Origin of the sequence: Morococcus cerebrosus (genome assembly GCF_022749515.1) — a bacterium.
Lineage (GTDB): Bacteria > Pseudomonadota > Gammaproteobacteria > Burkholderiales > Neisseriaceae > Neisseria > Neisseria cerebrosa.
Map to the genome: position 1 here is coordinate 1201831 of NZ_CP094242.1, position 15005 is coordinate 1216835.

Annotated in this window: 12 protein-coding genes and 2 pseudogenes; 10 read left to right on the forward strand and 4 right to left on the reverse strand. The window is 52.4% G+C overall.

What is annotated here, in order from left to right; translation table 11 throughout:
• Positions 1-309: 309 nt before the first annotated feature.
• Both MON37_RS05495 and gshA read right to left on the reverse strand, forming a co-directional pair.
• Positions 310-2535: a DNA internalization-related competence protein ComEC/Rec2 gene (locus MON37_RS05495; RefSeq protein ID WP_039405820.1), complete on the reverse strand. Its 2226-nt coding sequence runs from the start codon at positions 2533-2535 to the stop codon at positions 310-312.
• 150 nt (positions 2536-2685) lie between these two features.
• Positions 2686-4038: a glutamate--cysteine ligase gene (gene gshA, locus MON37_RS05500; protein ID WP_039405818.1), complete on the reverse strand. Its 1353-nt coding sequence runs from the start codon at positions 4036-4038 to the stop codon at positions 2686-2688.
• 267 nt (positions 4039-4305) lie between these two features.
• On the opposite strand from gshA, the gene leuC reads away from it, so the two are divergent.
• From leuC to MON37_RS05545, 9 genes and pseudogenes are all read left to right on the forward strand, one after another.
• Positions 4306-5715 (forward strand): 3-isopropylmalate dehydratase large subunit, encoded by a 1410-nt coding sequence (gene leuC, locus MON37_RS05505; protein WP_039405814.1) that lies wholly within the window; start codon positions 4306-4308, stop codon positions 5713-5715.
• A 96-nt stretch (positions 5716-5811) separates the two neighbouring features.
• The gene (locus MON37_RS05510) at positions 5812-6033 is read left to right on the forward strand and encodes a lipoprotein (protein ID WP_029609583.1); all 222 of its coding nucleotides are present in this window, start codon (positions 5812-5814) and stop codon (positions 6031-6033) included.
• 216 nt (positions 6034-6249) lie between these two features.
• The gene (locus MON37_RS05515; protein WP_003742168.1) at positions 6250-6387 is read left to right on the forward strand and encodes an entericidin A/B family lipoprotein; all 138 of its coding nucleotides are present in this window, start codon (positions 6250-6252) and stop codon (positions 6385-6387) included.
• Between the two features lie 32 nt (positions 6388-6419).
• A complete protein-coding gene (locus MON37_RS05520) occupies positions 6420-6557 on the forward strand; it encodes a lipoprotein (protein ID WP_009311431.1) in 138 nt (45 codons plus the stop codon).
• A gap of 76 nt (positions 6558-6633) precedes the next feature.
• A complete protein-coding gene (gene leuD, locus MON37_RS05525; protein WP_003742170.1) occupies positions 6634-7275 on the forward strand; it encodes a 3-isopropylmalate dehydratase small subunit in 642 nt (213 codons plus the stop codon).
• A gap of 132 nt (positions 7276-7407) precedes the next feature.
• On the forward strand, positions 7408-8133 hold the full coding sequence (locus MON37_RS05530) for an SH3 domain-containing protein (RefSeq protein ID WP_039405808.1): 726 nt from the start codon (positions 7408-7410) through the stop codon (positions 8131-8133).
• 35 nt (positions 8134-8168) lie between these two features.
• Positions 8169-8630 carry a NanQ anomerase/TabA/YiaL family protein gene (locus MON37_RS05535; RefSeq protein WP_003777836.1) on the forward strand — a complete coding sequence of 154 codons (462 nt, stop codon included), beginning with the start codon at positions 8169-8171 and terminating at the stop codon, positions 8628-8630.
• A 244-nt stretch (positions 8631-8874) separates the two neighbouring features.
• A complete protein-coding gene (leuB, locus tag MON37_RS05540) occupies positions 8875-9945 on the forward strand; it encodes a 3-isopropylmalate dehydrogenase (protein ID WP_003777832.1) in 1071 nt (356 codons plus the stop codon).
• Positions 9946-10171: 226 nt separating this feature from the next.
• A pseudogene (locus MON37_RS05545) lies at positions 10172-10261 on the forward strand (IS630 family transposase); the annotation flags it as partial.
• A 146-nt stretch (positions 10262-10407) separates the two neighbouring features.
• Here MON37_RS05545 and MON37_RS05550 read toward each other — a convergent pair.
• Positions 10408-11415 carry an IS5 family transposase gene (locus MON37_RS05550; protein ID WP_242883804.1) on the reverse strand — a complete coding sequence of 336 codons (1008 nt, stop codon included), beginning with the start codon at positions 11413-11415 and terminating at the stop codon, positions 10408-10410.
• A gap of 24 nt (positions 11416-11439) precedes the next feature.
• On the opposite strand from MON37_RS05550, the pseudogene MON37_RS05555 reads away from it, so the two are divergent.
• Positions 11440-12244 (forward strand): annotated as a pseudogene (locus MON37_RS05555) (IS630 family transposase).
• 98 nt (positions 12245-12342) lie between these two features.
• Here the strand turns inward: MON37_RS05555 and MON37_RS05560 are convergent.
• Entirely contained in the window at positions 12343-14823 is a 2481-nt protein-coding gene (locus MON37_RS05560; RefSeq protein WP_039404998.1) for a glycogen/starch/alpha-glucan phosphorylase, read from the reverse strand.
• Between the last annotated feature and the right edge of the window lie 182 nt (positions 14824-15005).

A 15005-nucleotide genomic window follows, 5' to 3' on the forward strand; every position in this document is an offset into this window, starting at 1 on the left:
ACTATTTGAAGATTTCAGACGACCTTTGCTTTATTATAAAACCCCTTTATCAACACACTATTTTTAGATTCATACTTTTTACTACGCCGTTTCATTCAATTTCTTTGAACAACTGTAAACTGGCCAACAGAAAATAAATACAGCTCCCCCCCACCTGTCGGATACAGCCTTCCCTCCCCCAAATCCCTCCGAACAAACCCATATCTGGGCTGATGACCACCAATATTTCGACTATAAAAAAACCAACAGAAACGTTATCCCCTGCCTTGCCGATAAAGCTGAAGAAAGTCGTCTGAAAACCCGTTTCATTTACTCAAACGGCTTTTTCTGCCAATAAAACTTATCCTTTTTCAGACGACCTTTAAAGATTTCATCGCCGTCCAATTCAAACACCAGCGCGCCCGACAAATCCGTCCGCAACAAAGTCGCGCCGTGTGCGCGGACGCGGGTTTGGACGGCGGGCGTGGGGTGTTTATAGGCATTGGCGTAGCCGCTGGAAGCGACGGCGTATTTGGGTGCGACCGTGTTGAGGAAACCGCCGGATGAAGCCGTATTGCTGCCGTGGTGTCCCAATATCAAAACCTGGCTGTACAGAGAGCTGCCGTAGCGTTCTACCAGCCCCGCTTCGCCTTTGACGCCCAAATCGCCCGTAACCAGCAATGCCTGCCCGTCGGAAACGATGCGCAAGACGCAGCTTCGGTCATTGTCTTCACCGACCGGGTTTTCAGACGACCTCAATAACTCGAAATCCACGCCGTCCCATTGCCATTGCGCTTCGGCGCAAAATTTTGCGTTCGGATAAAACTCAGGTTGTCCCGCCAGCGTTTCGCCGATTTCAATATCGGAAACGGCGTCCAAACCGCCGTCGTGGTCGCTGTCGTGATGCGACAGAATCAGCTTGTCCAAACGGCGCACGCCCATGGCGTTCAGACTTGGCACGATACCCGTTTGCGCCGCCTGCGCCGTACCCGTGTCAAACAGCAGGTTGCGGTCGCGCGTTTGTACCAACACCGACAAACCCTGTCCCGCATCCATTACGGTAATCCGCGCTAATCCGTCATCCAAACGGTCGGGGCGGTAAAACACAAATCCAGCCAACACCAAACACGCCCACGGTCGCAATCCCAGTCCGCGCGGCAACAGCCACAGCAAAGCCGCCGTAAAAGCCAAAACCAACAGCGGCATAGGCGCGGCGGCTACGGCAAATTCAGGCGACACCTCCGCCAGCCAAACCAAGCCGCGCAAAGTGTATTCAGCCAAACCTGCCGCCGCCCATTGCAAAGGTGCGAACGGCAACACCGACCCCAGCAGCGCCAAAGGCGTCAGCACCCAAGAAAACCAAGGAATCATCGCCGCATTGACCAAAGGGCTGATGATGGGCAACGACGCAAAAATATAGCCCAACAATACCACCGACAACACCGTCGCCGCCCATTGTCCGCGTACAGCCAAACGCCAGCCGCGTTCTTTCAGACGACCTGCCGAAGCCCAAATCAAGGCGGCAACCAAGCCGAACGACAGCCAAGTACCCACGCCCAAAACCGCCAATGGATCGAGCAGCAACACCACCGCCAAAGCCTGCCACCACGCCGTCCAACCCGAAGACAGACTGCCGCGCCACCAAGCCCAGGCAAACGCCGCCAACATCAAGACGCTTCGCTGCGTCGGCACGGAAAAGCCCGCCAGCAGTGCATAAAACAAAGCCCCTGCCGCGCCGCCCGCCAAAATCCACACGCGCGGTTTTGCCGGTATCCAAGGCAGTCGTCTGAAAATCAGTTTGACCAGCCAACCCGCCAACACCGCCACCATCGTAACGTGCAGCCCCGAAATACTGACCAAGTGCGTCAAACCCAAAGGTCGGAACGCCTGCCACAGTTCGGGCCTCAACGCCGATTGTTCGCCTATGCTCAAAGCCCGCATCAGACCGATACCGTCCGAAAAATCCAGACTTCCCGCCCCGACAGCCTGCCAACGGCGGCTGACTGCATCGCGCCACACCGCCAAGCCGACACCGCCGCCCTCGCGAACCAAGCTCCTGCCTTTGCCCAGCGTACCCGCACCATCCAAACCGTTTGCCAACGCCCAAGCCTCGCGGTTCGGCCCGCGCAGGTTCACTTCGCCGATAACCGGCTTGAGCCGTGCCGACACTTTCCAGCGGCTGCCCACCGCCCAATCGCGTTTCTGATAATCCGACAGCAATAAATCAAACTGCCGCCCATCCTCTGTCCACGCCTTCGCCGCAAACTGCACCCGCCGCCCGTCGCCGCGCGGCATATCCGCGACTTCAACCGTCAACACCGACTCCGAAGACCCGTTCAGCGGCCATTGCGCCGACAAAGCCGCTTCCGTCCGAAACACGCCGTAAGCCGCGCCGAGCAGGACGCACAGCATCATGCCCGCTGCTGCAAACCGCCGCGAAGCCGCCAGCAAAACCAATGCCGCCGCCAGCCACACACCCCAATGCGGTACGGACGGCAAAGCGAACGAGGCAATGACGCCGACTGCCCAAAACGGCAATCCATAATATTTCAGCAAAACTGTTTCCCTTTTTATTATTAGTTTTGAAATCAGGTGGGGATAATAATTGAATTTCCTACAAACGTCATGAAAAAGGTCGTCTGAAAACCTGAATCTCAAGTTTTCAGACGACCTTTTACTATTTCAAATAATCAGACCAAACGCGCTTTATGGAGCAGTTTGTTCCAACTCAAGCGCGGCGGCAAGCAGCGACAAACGAGCCATTACGCCGTAAACGTAGAGGCGGTTGTGTTCGTTGTCCACGTCGCAGTCTTTTTCGGAACGCGGCATACCGAGCGAGTCCCATTGTTCAAATACGCGTTTGCAGGCTTCGGGGGCTTCTTGGGAGTTGTCGCCGCTGCCGGTGGGGATACTGTTGGACAGCGGGACGAACACCATGCCTCCGGCGTTGAGGTTTTCGTCCGCTCCGCGTCCTTCGTGTACGCGGAAGAAGCCGCCGATAACGAAACGGTCCATCATATAAACGACGGGTTCGCACACGGCGCCGTTCATGGTTTCATAGGTATAAATGCCTTCTTGGACAATCACTTCGCTGACTTCCAAGCCTTCTTTCACCTTCGCCATTTTGTTGCGGTTTTTGCGGTTCAACCCGCGCACTTCATCGGCGGATTTAACACTCATCACGCCCATGCCGTAAGTACCTGCGTCGGCTTTGACAATCACGAAAGGCTGGTCGGTAATGCCCAATTCGTCGTATTTGGCTTGAATTTTTGCCAGCATGCGTTCTACCGCTTCCGCCAACGCGTCTTCACCTTCGCGCTCTTGGAAGTCCAAACCGCCGATTTTTTCGAAATACGGGTTAATCTGCCATTCGTCGATGTCAATCAGCTTGGCAAATTCGGCGGCGACTTGGTTGTATGCGCTGAAATGTTCTGTTTTACGGCGCGTCGTCCAACCGCCGTGCAGCGGAGGCAATACGGTTTGGCTGATGCCTTTGAGAATGTCGGGAACGCCCGCGGACAAGTCGTTGTTCAACAAGACGACGCAAGGCGAGAAGCCGTCGGCAAGATGGACGCGCTCGCGGGTACGCAATAAAGGTTCCAGCAGGATTTTATCGCCCAACGCGGTTTCAAACTCGGTCGGCTCGGTAACTTCCGGATTCAGGCTGCCCAAACGGACTTCATACCCTGCCGAGCGCAAAATCTCGCTGAGTGCGTAAACGTTTTGCAGGTAGAACGTGTTGCGGGTATGGTTTTCGGGAATAATCAATACGGATTTTGCCGTTTCGCAAGCGCGTTGTACCGCATCTTGCGCCGCGACTGCCGCCAGCGGGATGAAATTCGGATTCAGATTGTTGAAACCGCCGGGAAACAGGTTCATATCAATAGACGAAATTTTGTAACCGGCATTGCGGATGTCGACCGAACCGTAAAACGGCGGGCGGTGCGCGTTCCATTGCGAACGGAACCATGCTTCGATTTTGGCGTGGTTGCACAAGATTTTCGCTTCAAACGCCTGAAGTTGCGACAGATGTTCGGCAGCCATAACCGGTAATTTCATTCTCTATACCTCTGTTGTCGGATGTGGGATACGGATGGAAATGATAGTGCTTTTTTAGGCGGTACGACAAGCATTGTTTCAAATAAAATACCTCTTTTTGTCAACAATTCTACAATTTGTCTAATTTTTGAAAGTTATTTTTAGGTTTTTATATGAAAGTGTAGAAATTAGACAAATTTCTATTGCGCTACCCCTACAAAAAGCCTAAAATCCGCCCATCAAAACAAACCATCTACTCCTATTATTAATAAGCAAAGATAAACCATCATGAGCGCACAAACCCTCTACGACAAACTCTGGAACAGCCACGTCGTCCGCGAAGAAGAAGACGGCACTGTCCTGCTCTACATCGACCGCCATTTAGTGCACGAAGTCACCAGCCCACAGGCATTTGAAGGTCTGAAAATGGCGGGACGCAAGCTTTGGCGTATCGATAGCGTCGTCTCCACCGCCGACCACAACACTCCGACCGGCGATTGGGACAAAGGTATCCAAGACCCGATTTCCAAGCTGCAAGTCGATACTTTGGACAAAAATATCAAAGAGTTCGGCGCACTCGCCTACTTCCCGTTCATGGACGAAGGTCAAGGCATCGTTCATGTTATGGGTCCGGAGCAAGGCGCGACCCTGCCCGGCATGACCGTCGTCTGCGGCGACTCACACACCTCTACCCACGGCGCGTTCGGCGCGCTGGCGCACGGTATCGGCACTTCCGAAGTCGAACACACCATGGCGACCCAGTGCATTACCGCGAAAAAATCCAAATCCATGCTGATTGCTGTTGAAGGTCGTCTGAAACCGGGCGTTACCGCCAAAGACGTCGCCCTCTACATCATCGGACAAATCGGCACGGCAGGCGGCACGGGCTACGCCATCGAGTTCGGCGGCGAAGCCATCCGCAGCCTTTCGATGGAAGGCCGCATGACCCTGTGCAACATGGCGATTGAAGCAGGGGCGCGCTCCGGCATGGTTGCCGTCGATCAAACCACCATCGACTATGTTAAAGACAAACCCTTCGCTCCTAAAGGCGAAGCATGGGACAAAGCCGTCGAATACTGGCGCACGCTGGTTTCCGACGAAGGCGCAGTATTCGACAAAGAATACCGTTTCAAAGCCGAAGACATCGAACCACAAGTAACATGGGGCACATCGCCTGAAATGGTTTTGGACATCAGCGGCAAAGTACCGAATCCTGCCGAAGAAACCGATCCCGTCAAACGCAGCGGCATGGAACGCGCCCTCGAATACATGGGCTTGGAAGCCGGCACACCGCTGAACGAAATCCCCGTCGACATCGTATTCATCGGCTCCTGCACCAACAGCCGCATCGAAGACTTGCGCGAAGCCGCCGCCGTCGCCAAAGGCCGTAAAAAAGCCGACAACGTACAGCGCGTGTTAATCGTTCCCGGCTCCGGCTTGGTTAAACGGCAGGCGGAACAGGAAGGTTTGGACAAAATCTTCATCGACGCCGGTTTCGAATGGCGCGAACCAGGCTGCTCAATGTGCCTCGCCATGAACGCCGACCGCCTCACTCCGGGTCAACGCTGCGCCTCCACTTCCAACCGCAACTTCGAAGGCCGCCAAGGCAACGGCGGGCGCACGCACTTGGTCAGCCCCGCTATGGCTGCTGCCGCGGCGGTCAACGGACGCTTTACCGACATCCGTACCATGGCATAATCTTTCAGACGACCTTGCATAACCACCAAAGGCCGGCTGTAACCACTATCTCCGCGCAAAGGAGATTCTCCAACTCTTAAATCAAGGAATCCAATGATGAACAAACTGTTGATAACCACCCTTGCTGCCCTTACCCTGGCTGCCTGCTCCAGCACTTGGTCCGGAGCGAAAGATGACGCCAGCCGCAACTGGGATAAAACAGAAAACGCTGCCGAGCGCGGCTGGGACAAAACCAAAGCTGCCGTGAAAAAAGGCGGTAACGCTGTTGGCCGCGGCATGACCCATGTCGGCGAAAAAATTGAAGAAGCTACTGAATAAACTGCTATCTTTACACAAGGCTGCCTAAAATATATTTTCAGGCAGCCTACTACGCAAACAATAAGAGTTATAAAAACCTTTACTCAAACCACCGTTTATATTCATGTAACTCCGCATTTTTTCATTTATACCAACTATTGCCTTTTGTGAAGATGCCGAATATTATTAGTAATACAGTAACACAGACTGTACTTTTCAAACTATTAGGAGCTTCAAATGAAAAAATTCGCCCTCATTGCTTTGACCGCTATGACCTTGCTGTCTGCCTGCAATACCATTTCCGGCATGGGCAAAGATGTCAGCGCCGCCGGTAACGCAGTCAGCGGTTCCGCTGAGTCTGTAAAAAATTACTAATCCAAAATCCAATTTCACGCAGGAATCCATACATGAAGAAATTTGCCTTGATCGCTCTGACCGCGATGACCTTGCTCTCTGCCTGCAACACTATTTCAGGCGTAGCTAAAGACGTCAGCGCCGCCGGTACTGCTGTCAGCAATACCGCTGAAAATGTCAAAACCTACTGACTAAACAAAATTTAAACGTAAATGCCCCGGAAATCGGGGCATTTTATAATCCTCGACAAACGAAAAAGTACAGAACATGAAAGCCTTTACCAAAATCACCGCCATCGTCGCCCCGCTCGACCGCAGCAACGTCGATACCGACGCCATCATCCCCAAACAATTTTTAAAATCCATCAAACGAAGCGGCTTCGGTCCCAATGCCTTTGACGAATGGCGTTACCTCGACCACGGTGAACCGGGCATGGACAACAGCAAACGCCCGCTGAACCCCGATTTCTCGCTGAACCAGCCGCGTTACCAAGGCGCGCAAATCCTGTTGACGCGCAAAAACTTCGGCTGCGGCTCCTCGCGCGAACACGCCCCTTGGGCATTGGACGACTACGGTTTCCGCGCCGTCATCGCCCCCAGCTTCGCCGACATCTTCTTCAACAACTGCTACAAAAACGGTCTCCTGCCCATTGTGTTGACTGAAGAACAAGTTGACCAGCTTTTCAAAGAAGTCGAAGCCAACGAAGGCTATCAGCTCTCCATCGACCTTGCCGAACAAACCCTGACCACACCTAGCGGCGAGACGTTCAAATTCGACATTACCGAACACCGCAAACACTGCCTCTTAAACGGTTTGGACGAAATCGGCTTGACCCTGCAACATGCCGACGAAATCCGCGATTTCGAAGAAAAACGCCGCCAAAGCCAGCCTTGGCTGTTTAACGGTTGATAAACGATGAGGTCGTCTGAAAACGAGTGTAGCGAATTTTCAGACGACCTCTTTTATTAACACACAATCAGATCGTTACTCTTTACCATCATATTTGAAAAACATACCCAACAATTTCACACACACAACACCATGAAAAAAATTATCCTGCTCCCTATACTTTTTATCAGCCTCGCCACACATGCGGAATTCTCAGAAATTCAAGATCCTGACGGATACAGTAACTTACGCGAACAACCGAACACCCAAAGCCGAATCCTGACCAAAATTCCAAACGGCACTCATGTTTATACCCCCGAGATGGAGGGAAAGCTTCATTTAGAACACGGTTGGCAGATGACCTACGATTTGCGCGGCAAAAAAAGCCTGGATGGCTGGGTGCATACTTCGCGACTGATTCCGTTGTCGCGTTATGAAAGCATCCCCGTTACGGCTACTGCCGACGGTTTTACCTGTCAAAAAAACGGCATGGGCGTGCGCATTAAATCGGAACGTTTCAACTATAAGAAAGAAAAACATCTGTTTACACACGATCAATACGGACTCTCCCATTATCGCGGAAAAGAAATGTTCGGCACTGACGGTACAATTCCATTCAGCCACTATCGTGAAATTGCCTTTTTCCGCAACGGTAAAACACAAATCGCCCCCCGAGCCCAATATGACCACCTGTTCGACCCATATTTTGAAAAGGCAGGCGATAATACGCAACTGAGCCACTGTTACTACCGCGCTAAAGACGACACCCTTTTCTTAACGACCGTCATCGGAGATGGTGCCGCCTATACCGAAGTCTTATTTGTCTTCCGGCAAGGCATCTTGAAGAACGTATTGGCTTCGCTACACCCTGAGGTTTAATTTTCAGACGGCCTTTTTATCTCTTTCTGCAAAACATGATTACCGACACCATCACCAACGCCGCCCGCTACGCCGCGCTGCACCCCGACTTTGCCGAAGCCTTCCGCCTGCTGCAAAGCCTGGATTTGGCCGCCCTGCCCGACGGCCAAGTGCCGTGTGCAAATCCCAATATCCGCCTCTTTGTCGGCAGCGAACCGATGAGGAGCAAAGCCGAAGCCAAGCCCGAAGCGCATTTGAAACACATCGACATCCAAGTCCCCATCAGCGGGGAAGAAACCTACGGCTGGATAGACAGGGGTCGTCTGAAAAACGGTTTGGGCTACGACGAAAAGCGCGACATCGAATTTTTCGACTGCGAACCGGAAACCTGGCTCACGCTCCAACCGGGCGAGTTCGCCCTCTTCTTTCCCAACGACGCGCACGCCCCACTGGTGGGCGAAGAAAAGTCCATACGCAAAGCCGTCTTTAAAATCCGTATCGAAGCAGAACGCTACTGATTTCCTTCGCCTTCGCAAATACTGTAAAACTCGGCTACATCGCCCATCGCGTTCCCGACGAATCCGCCTGCATGATTTCCACGCAGCTTTCTCGATGCCGCAATGGTACAATCAGCCTCGTTCAAACAAACCGACCTGCAAACAGACACAAAAGGTCGTCTGAAAACACCATCCTTACAAATGGAAAACGCTTCGCCGTTTTCAGACGACCTCCCCTTTTCCAAACCCTCATAAGGATTTTGCCATGACCAAACATATCGCCATCCTCCGAGGCGACGGCATCGGCCCCGAAATCGTCGCCGAAACCGTCCGCGTACTCGACAAACTCATCGCCCAAGGCTTGGACGCCGGCTACGAATACGCCCCATTGGGCGGCGAAGCCTACGACGAATACGGCCATCCCTATCCCGAATTCACGCAAAACCTCTGCCGCAAAGCCGATGCCGTCCTGCTCGGCGCGGTCGGCAGCCCGCAATACGACAATCTCGACCGCCCGCTGCGTCCTGAGCGCGGACTATTGGCAATCCGCAAAGACCTGAACCTGTTTGCCAACCTGCGCCCCGCCATCCTCTACCCCGAGCTTGCCAACGCCTCCACGCTCAAACCCGAAATCGTCGCAGGCCTCGACATCCTCATCGTGCGCGAACTCACCGGCGACATCTACTTCGGCGAACCGCGCGGCATCCGCGTTTTGGAAAACGGCGAACGCGAAGGCTACAACACCATGAAATACAGCGAAAGCGAAATCCGCCGAATCGCCCACGTCGCCTTCCAATCCGCCCAAAAACGCAGCAAAAAAGTCTGCTCCGTCGGCAAAGCCAACGTCTTGGAAACCACCGAACTCTGGCGCGAAATCTTTGAAGAAATCGGCAAACAATACCCTGACGTCGAACTCTCCCACATGTATGTGGACAACGCCGCCATGCAGCTCGTGCGCGCGCCCAAACAATTCGACGTCATCGCCACCGGCAACATCTTCGGCGACATCCTCTCCGACGAAGCCTCCATGCTGACCGGATCCATCGGTATGCTGCCCTCCGCCTCGCTGGACGAAAACGGCAAAGGCCTGTACGAACCGTCACACGGCTCTGCTCCCGACATCGCCGGACAAAACAAAGCCAACCCACTTGCCACCATCCTCTCGCTCGCCATGCTGCTGCGTTACAGCCTGAACGACGAAGCCCGCGCGCAACAAGTTGAAAGCGCCGTCCAAAAAGTGCTGCAACAAGGCTTACGCACCGGTGATATTTACGAAGAAGGCACAAAACTCGTTTCCTGCTCCGAAATGGGCGACGCAGTACTCGCCGCCTTGTAAAAGGCCGTCTGAAAACGAAAGTACGTTTTAAGCAAAATGCGCGGAAAACTCCGCGCATTTTTTTCAGACGATTTTTATAGCTTTTTGAGGCCTTATCGAGAATAGTGCAGGACAGGTTATATAGTGGATTAAATTTAAATCAGGACAAGGCGACGAAGCCGCAGACAGTACAGATATAGTCAACTAAAAACAAAATAGTACAATACTCAACTTTGAAGGTCTAACCATGGCATACTCTGCGGACTTGAGAAACAAAGCTTTAAACTATTACAAACAATGCAAAAATATCAGCCAAACCGCAGCAACATTTAACTTGAGACCTTTGCAAAATTCCTTTTCCCCCAACAGCCGAAACCCAAACACAGGTTTTCGTCTATTTCCGCCCCTAATTGCTCCTGATTTTACCCAAATACCCCCTTAATCCTCCCCGGATACCCGATAATCAGGCATCCGGACCGCCTTTTAGGCGGCAACAGGCACACTTAGCCTGTTAGCCGCTTTCAACAGGTTTAAACACATCGCCTTCAGATGGCTTTGCGCACTCACTTTACACAGACCAAAATAGGCTGCCCGGGCGTAGCGGAATTTACGGTGCAGCGTACCGAAGCTTTGTTCGACCACATAACGGGTCTTCGACAAATATCGGTTGCGTTTGGTTTGCGCTTCCGTCAGCGGACGGTTGCGGTGGGCTTTGCGCATAATGCCGTCCAGCAACCGATGTTCTTTCAGATGTTGCCGGTTTTCCGCACTGTCGTAGCCTTTATCGGCATAGACGGTCGTACCTTCGGCAATGCCTTCCAGCAAAGGCGACAGGTGGTTGCACTCATGGGTATTGGCGGGGGTGATGTGCAGTTTCTCGATATAGCCTTCCTCATCGGTACGGGTATGTTGTTTGTAACCGAGTTTGTAGAGACCGTTTTTCTTTGTCCAGCGGGCATCTTTGTCTTTACTCGGTGTGGTTTGGCCGCTGACTTGTCCTTCTTCATCGACTTCTATGGCCTGACGCTGTTTGCTGCCGGCGGTCTGAATAATGGTGGCGTCAATGACGGCGGCGGATGCTTTCTCTACTTTTAGGTTTTTTTCGGTCAGTTGGCGGTTAATCAGTTCCAGCAATTCGGACAGGGTGTCGTCTTGCGCCAGCCAGTTGCGGTAGCGGCATAAGGTGCTGTAATCGGGGATGCTCAGTTCGTCAAAACGGCGAAATAGGTTGAAATCGATGCGGGTGATGAGACTGTGTTCGAGTTCGGGATCGGAGAGGCTGTGCCATTGTCCGAGCAGGACGGCTTTGAACATGGACAACAGTGGATAGGCGGGACGGCCGCGGTGGTCTCGAAGGTAACGGGCTCTTTGACGATTCAGGTATTGTTCGATCGGTTGCCAATCAATCACCTGATCCAACTTCAATAATGGGAAGCGGTCGATGTGTTTGGCGATCATGGCTTGTGCGGTTTGCCGGAAGAAGGTGCTCATGGAAAATCCCCTAAATGTCTTGGTGTGAATTTAGGGGATTTTGGGGAATTTTGCAAAGGTCTCAACTTGTCAAGAAACACGCTTTACCTGTGGATTCGCCTTAAAAAACAAACAGGCAGCCTAAAACATCAAGTTACCGGTCTGAATGCCGTCAAATTGGATAGGCAAAAACTGGCTCAATATGTTGAGCAACACCCGGATGCCTATCTGCATGAAATCGCCAAACATTTTGATTGTACGCCAGCCGCCGTTTGCTATGCACTCAAACAGATGGGGATGACGCGCAAAAAAAGACCACCACTTACAAAGAACAAGACCCGGCCAAAGTAACGCATTATTTGACACAACTGGCCGAATTTTCCGACTACCAACGTGTTTATTTGGATGAAACAGGATTTGACCGCTACCTGTTTTCCGTCCCTATGCCCGCAGCCCGAAAGGGCAAATAGTGAAAGCGCAGATAAGTGGAAAAAGATACCGACGCTTATCTTTGGTGTCCGCACAAGTCGGCAACCGGCTGATCGCTCCGATGGTTTATCAAAATACGATGACCGGGGTCTTTTTTGAAGCGTGGTTTCAGCAATGCCTACTGCCCGCATTGACTCAAAAATCGGTGATTATTTTAGATAATGCGCGATTTCACCGTATGGGCGTCTTACGGGAAATGGCGGAAAAATTGGGACATAAGGTATTGCCTCTTGCACCTTATTCACCTGAGCTCAACCCGATTGAGAAGGTGTGGGCGAATATTAAGCGGTATCTGCGAACCGTATTGTCTGATTACGCCCGATTTGACGATGCGTTACTGTCCTATTTTGATTTTAATTGACTATATTATGAGCCTCTCTTAAAATATTACACAATAAAAAACAGCCGATACTTTTCCGTATCGGCTGTTTTTTGTTTACTACCTAATTCATATCCACCTTATTGGTGTTTAGGCAACTCTTTCAAAGTCAGCGGCTTGATGTACCAAATATCGCGGCAGTAGTCGGCGATGGATCGGTCGGACGAGAAGAAGCCCATATTGGCGATGTTGATCAACGCGGATCTACGCCATGCGGCAACATTGCGGTAGTGTTCGTCCGCTTTGTATTGCGTGTCAATGTAGCTGCGGAAATCCGCCATCAGTTGATAGAAATCGCCGTAAGGTTGCAGGACGTCGTTGTAGCGGTTCGGCTCTTCGGGGGAGAACGTGCCGCTGCTGATTTGGTTGACGACGCGGCGCAGGTCGTGATCGCGTTCGATGTAGCCCAGCGGGTCGTAGCCGTTGCGGCGGAGTTCTTCCACTTGTTCAACGGTGTTGCCGAAGATAAAGCAGTTGTCCGCGCCGACTTTTTCCAGAATTTCAACGTTCGCGCCGTCCAGCGTACCCATACAGAGCGCACCATTGAGGGCGAACTTCATGTTGCTGGTGCCGGATGCCTCTGTGCCTGCCAATGAGATTTGTTCGTGCAAATCGGCGGCGGGGATGATGATTTGGGCGAGGCTGACGCTGTAATTCGGGATATAGACGACTTTAATCAGGTCGCGGATGCGTTCGTCGTTGTTGATGGTTTTCGCTACGTCGTTAATCAGGCGGATGATTTTTTTCGCCATGTAGTAGGCGGATGCGGCTTTACCGGCAAAGATGAAAACGCGCGGCTGCCAGTCGAAATCTGGGTTTTCCAAGATTTTGTTGTAGCGGTCGACGATGTGCATCACGTTCAACGCCTGACGTTTGTATTCGTGGATGCGTTTGATTTGAATGTCAAACAGCGCGTCCGTGTTAACCTTGATGCCCAATTCGGTTTCGATGTATTTGGCGAGGCGTTCTTTGGCGGCTTTTTTCACTGCGCCGAATTCTGCCTGCACGCTTGCATCGTCAACTTTTTCGTTGAGCTTGGTCAGATTGTCCAAATGCAGGCGCCAGTCTTGTTCGCCCAAGTGTTTGTCGAGGAAACGGGTCAGCTCGGGGTTGGCGATGTTGATCCAGCGGCGTGGGGTTACGCCGTTGGTTACGTTGGTGAAGCGTTCTGGGAACACTTTGGCAAAGTCGGCGAAGATGGAAGTGGTCATCAGGTCGGAGTGGATTTTCGCCACGCCGTTGACTTTGTGCGAACCGATGACTGCCAGCCATGCCATGCGGACACGGCGGCCGTTGTTCTCATCGATGATGGACACGCGGCGGACGAAGTCGTCGTCGAAGTTGCCGATGGCGCGCAGGGCGTTCAAGAAGTAGGCGTTGATTTCAAAGATGATGTCCAAATGGCGCGGCAGCAGGCGCCCCATCAAATCGACCGGCCAAGTTTCCAAGGCTTCACTCATCAGGGTGTGGTTGGTGTAAGAGAAAATCTTACAACACATATTCCATGCTTCGGTCCATGCAATGCCTTCTTCGTCAATCAGGATGCGCATCAGCTCGGGAATCGCCAGCACGGGGTGGGTATCGTTCAGGTGGATGGCGACTTTATCGGCTAGGTTTTTGATGCTGGGGAAACGGCATTTGTGGCGCGCCACGATGTCTTGTACGGATGCGGAAACCAGGAAATATTCCTGTTTCAGGCGCAGTTCGCGGCCGCTGTCGGTGGAGTCGTTCGGATAGAGGACGCGCGAGATGTTTTCATCGCTGTTTTGCGCACGGACGGCGGAAGCGTAATCGCCGCGGTTGAAGTCTGCCAAATCGAAGCGGTTGCCGGCGTGAGCCGTCCACAGGCGCAACGGATTAGCAACGTCGCCGCCGTAGCCGGGAATGATTTCATCGTATGCCATCGCGGAAATTTCTTCGCTCGGATGCCATTCTTTTTTGTCACCCATATTGATGACCTGTCCGCCGAAGCTGACGGCGTATTGTTTGTTCGGGCGGCCGATTTGCCATGCCAAATCTTGGTCGAGCCACAAATCGGGTTTTTCGACCTGCTGGCCGTCCACGATTTCTTGTTTGAACATACCGTATTGATAGCGGATGCCGTAGCCCATGGCGGGAATGCGCAAGGTGGCGAGCGAGTCGAGGAAGCAGGCGGCCAGGCGGCCCAAACCGCCGTTGCCCAAGCCGGGGTCTTGTTCTTGTTCGCAGATGTCGGCGAACTCTTTACCCAGTTGTTTGAACGCCTCTTCAAATTCGGCATACACGCCTTCGTTAATCAACGCGTTGACGAAGGCGCGTCCCAACAGGAATTCCATGGAAAGGTAGTAAACCATGCGTTTGCCGTTGTCAATGTGGGCGCGGCGGGTTTGCAGGAAGTCTTCGGCAATCAGGTCGCGCGCGGCGAGCATGGCGGCGTTGAGCCATTGGTGTTCGGTCGCCTCTTTCGGATCGACGCCCAAAATGAAAATCAATTTATAGACGATGGACTTGCGGATGGTTTCGGCATCCGGTTTCGGCATGACATAATCAAAACCTGAAATGGGTTGTTTTTTCTTAGCCATGATAGCCTTTCTCTGTTGGGGATGGGATGATGAAGCGGGGAATTTGTATCTTTTGGCAGTCTGAGGTCGTCTGAAAAGCCGTATGCCTTTATGTTCCGTCAAGCAAAGTTAATCAGGTAAATTTATTACTCATCTTCAGCATTATAACCGAGGCAGTGTAAATAATAGGGTTTTCTTTTAAA

What these genes read in the sequence shown, in the direction of transcription:
- gshA (WP_039405818.1), bottom strand. Translation starts at nt 4,038, where the DNA reads ATGAAATTACCGGTTATGGCTGCCGAACATCTGTCGCAACTTCAGGCG.
- leuC (WP_039405814.1), top strand. Translation starts at nt 4,306, where the DNA reads ATGAGCGCACAAACCCTCTACGACAAACTCTGGAACAGCCACGTCGTC.
- MON37_RS05510 (WP_029609583.1), top strand. Translation starts at nt 5,812, where the DNA reads ATGAACAAACTGTTGATAACCACCCTTGCTGCCCTTACCCTGGCTGCC.
- MON37_RS05515 (WP_003742168.1), top strand. Translation starts at nt 6,250, where the DNA reads ATGAAAAAATTCGCCCTCATTGCTTTGACCGCTATGACCTTGCTGTCT.
- MON37_RS05520 (WP_009311431.1), top strand. Translation starts at nt 6,420, where the DNA reads ATGAAGAAATTTGCCTTGATCGCTCTGACCGCGATGACCTTGCTCTCT.
- leuD (WP_003742170.1), top strand. Translation starts at nt 6,634, where the DNA reads ATGAAAGCCTTTACCAAAATCACCGCCATCGTCGCCCCGCTCGACCGC.
- MON37_RS05530 (WP_039405808.1), top strand. Translation starts at nt 7,408, where the DNA reads ATGAAAAAAATTATCCTGCTCCCTATACTTTTTATCAGCCTCGCCACA.
- MON37_RS05535 (WP_003777836.1), top strand. Translation starts at nt 8,169, where the DNA reads ATGATTACCGACACCATCACCAACGCCGCCCGCTACGCCGCGCTGCAC.
- leuB (WP_003777832.1), top strand. Translation starts at nt 8,875, where the DNA reads ATGACCAAACATATCGCCATCCTCCGAGGCGACGGCATCGGCCCCGAA.
- MON37_RS05550 (WP_242883804.1), bottom strand. Translation starts at nt 11,415, where the DNA reads ATGAGCACCTTCTTCCGGCAAACCGCACAAGCCATGATCGCCAAACAC.
- MON37_RS05560 (WP_039404998.1), bottom strand. Translation starts at nt 14,823, where the DNA reads ATGGCTAAGAAAAAACAACCCATTTCAGGTTTTGATTATGTCATGCCG.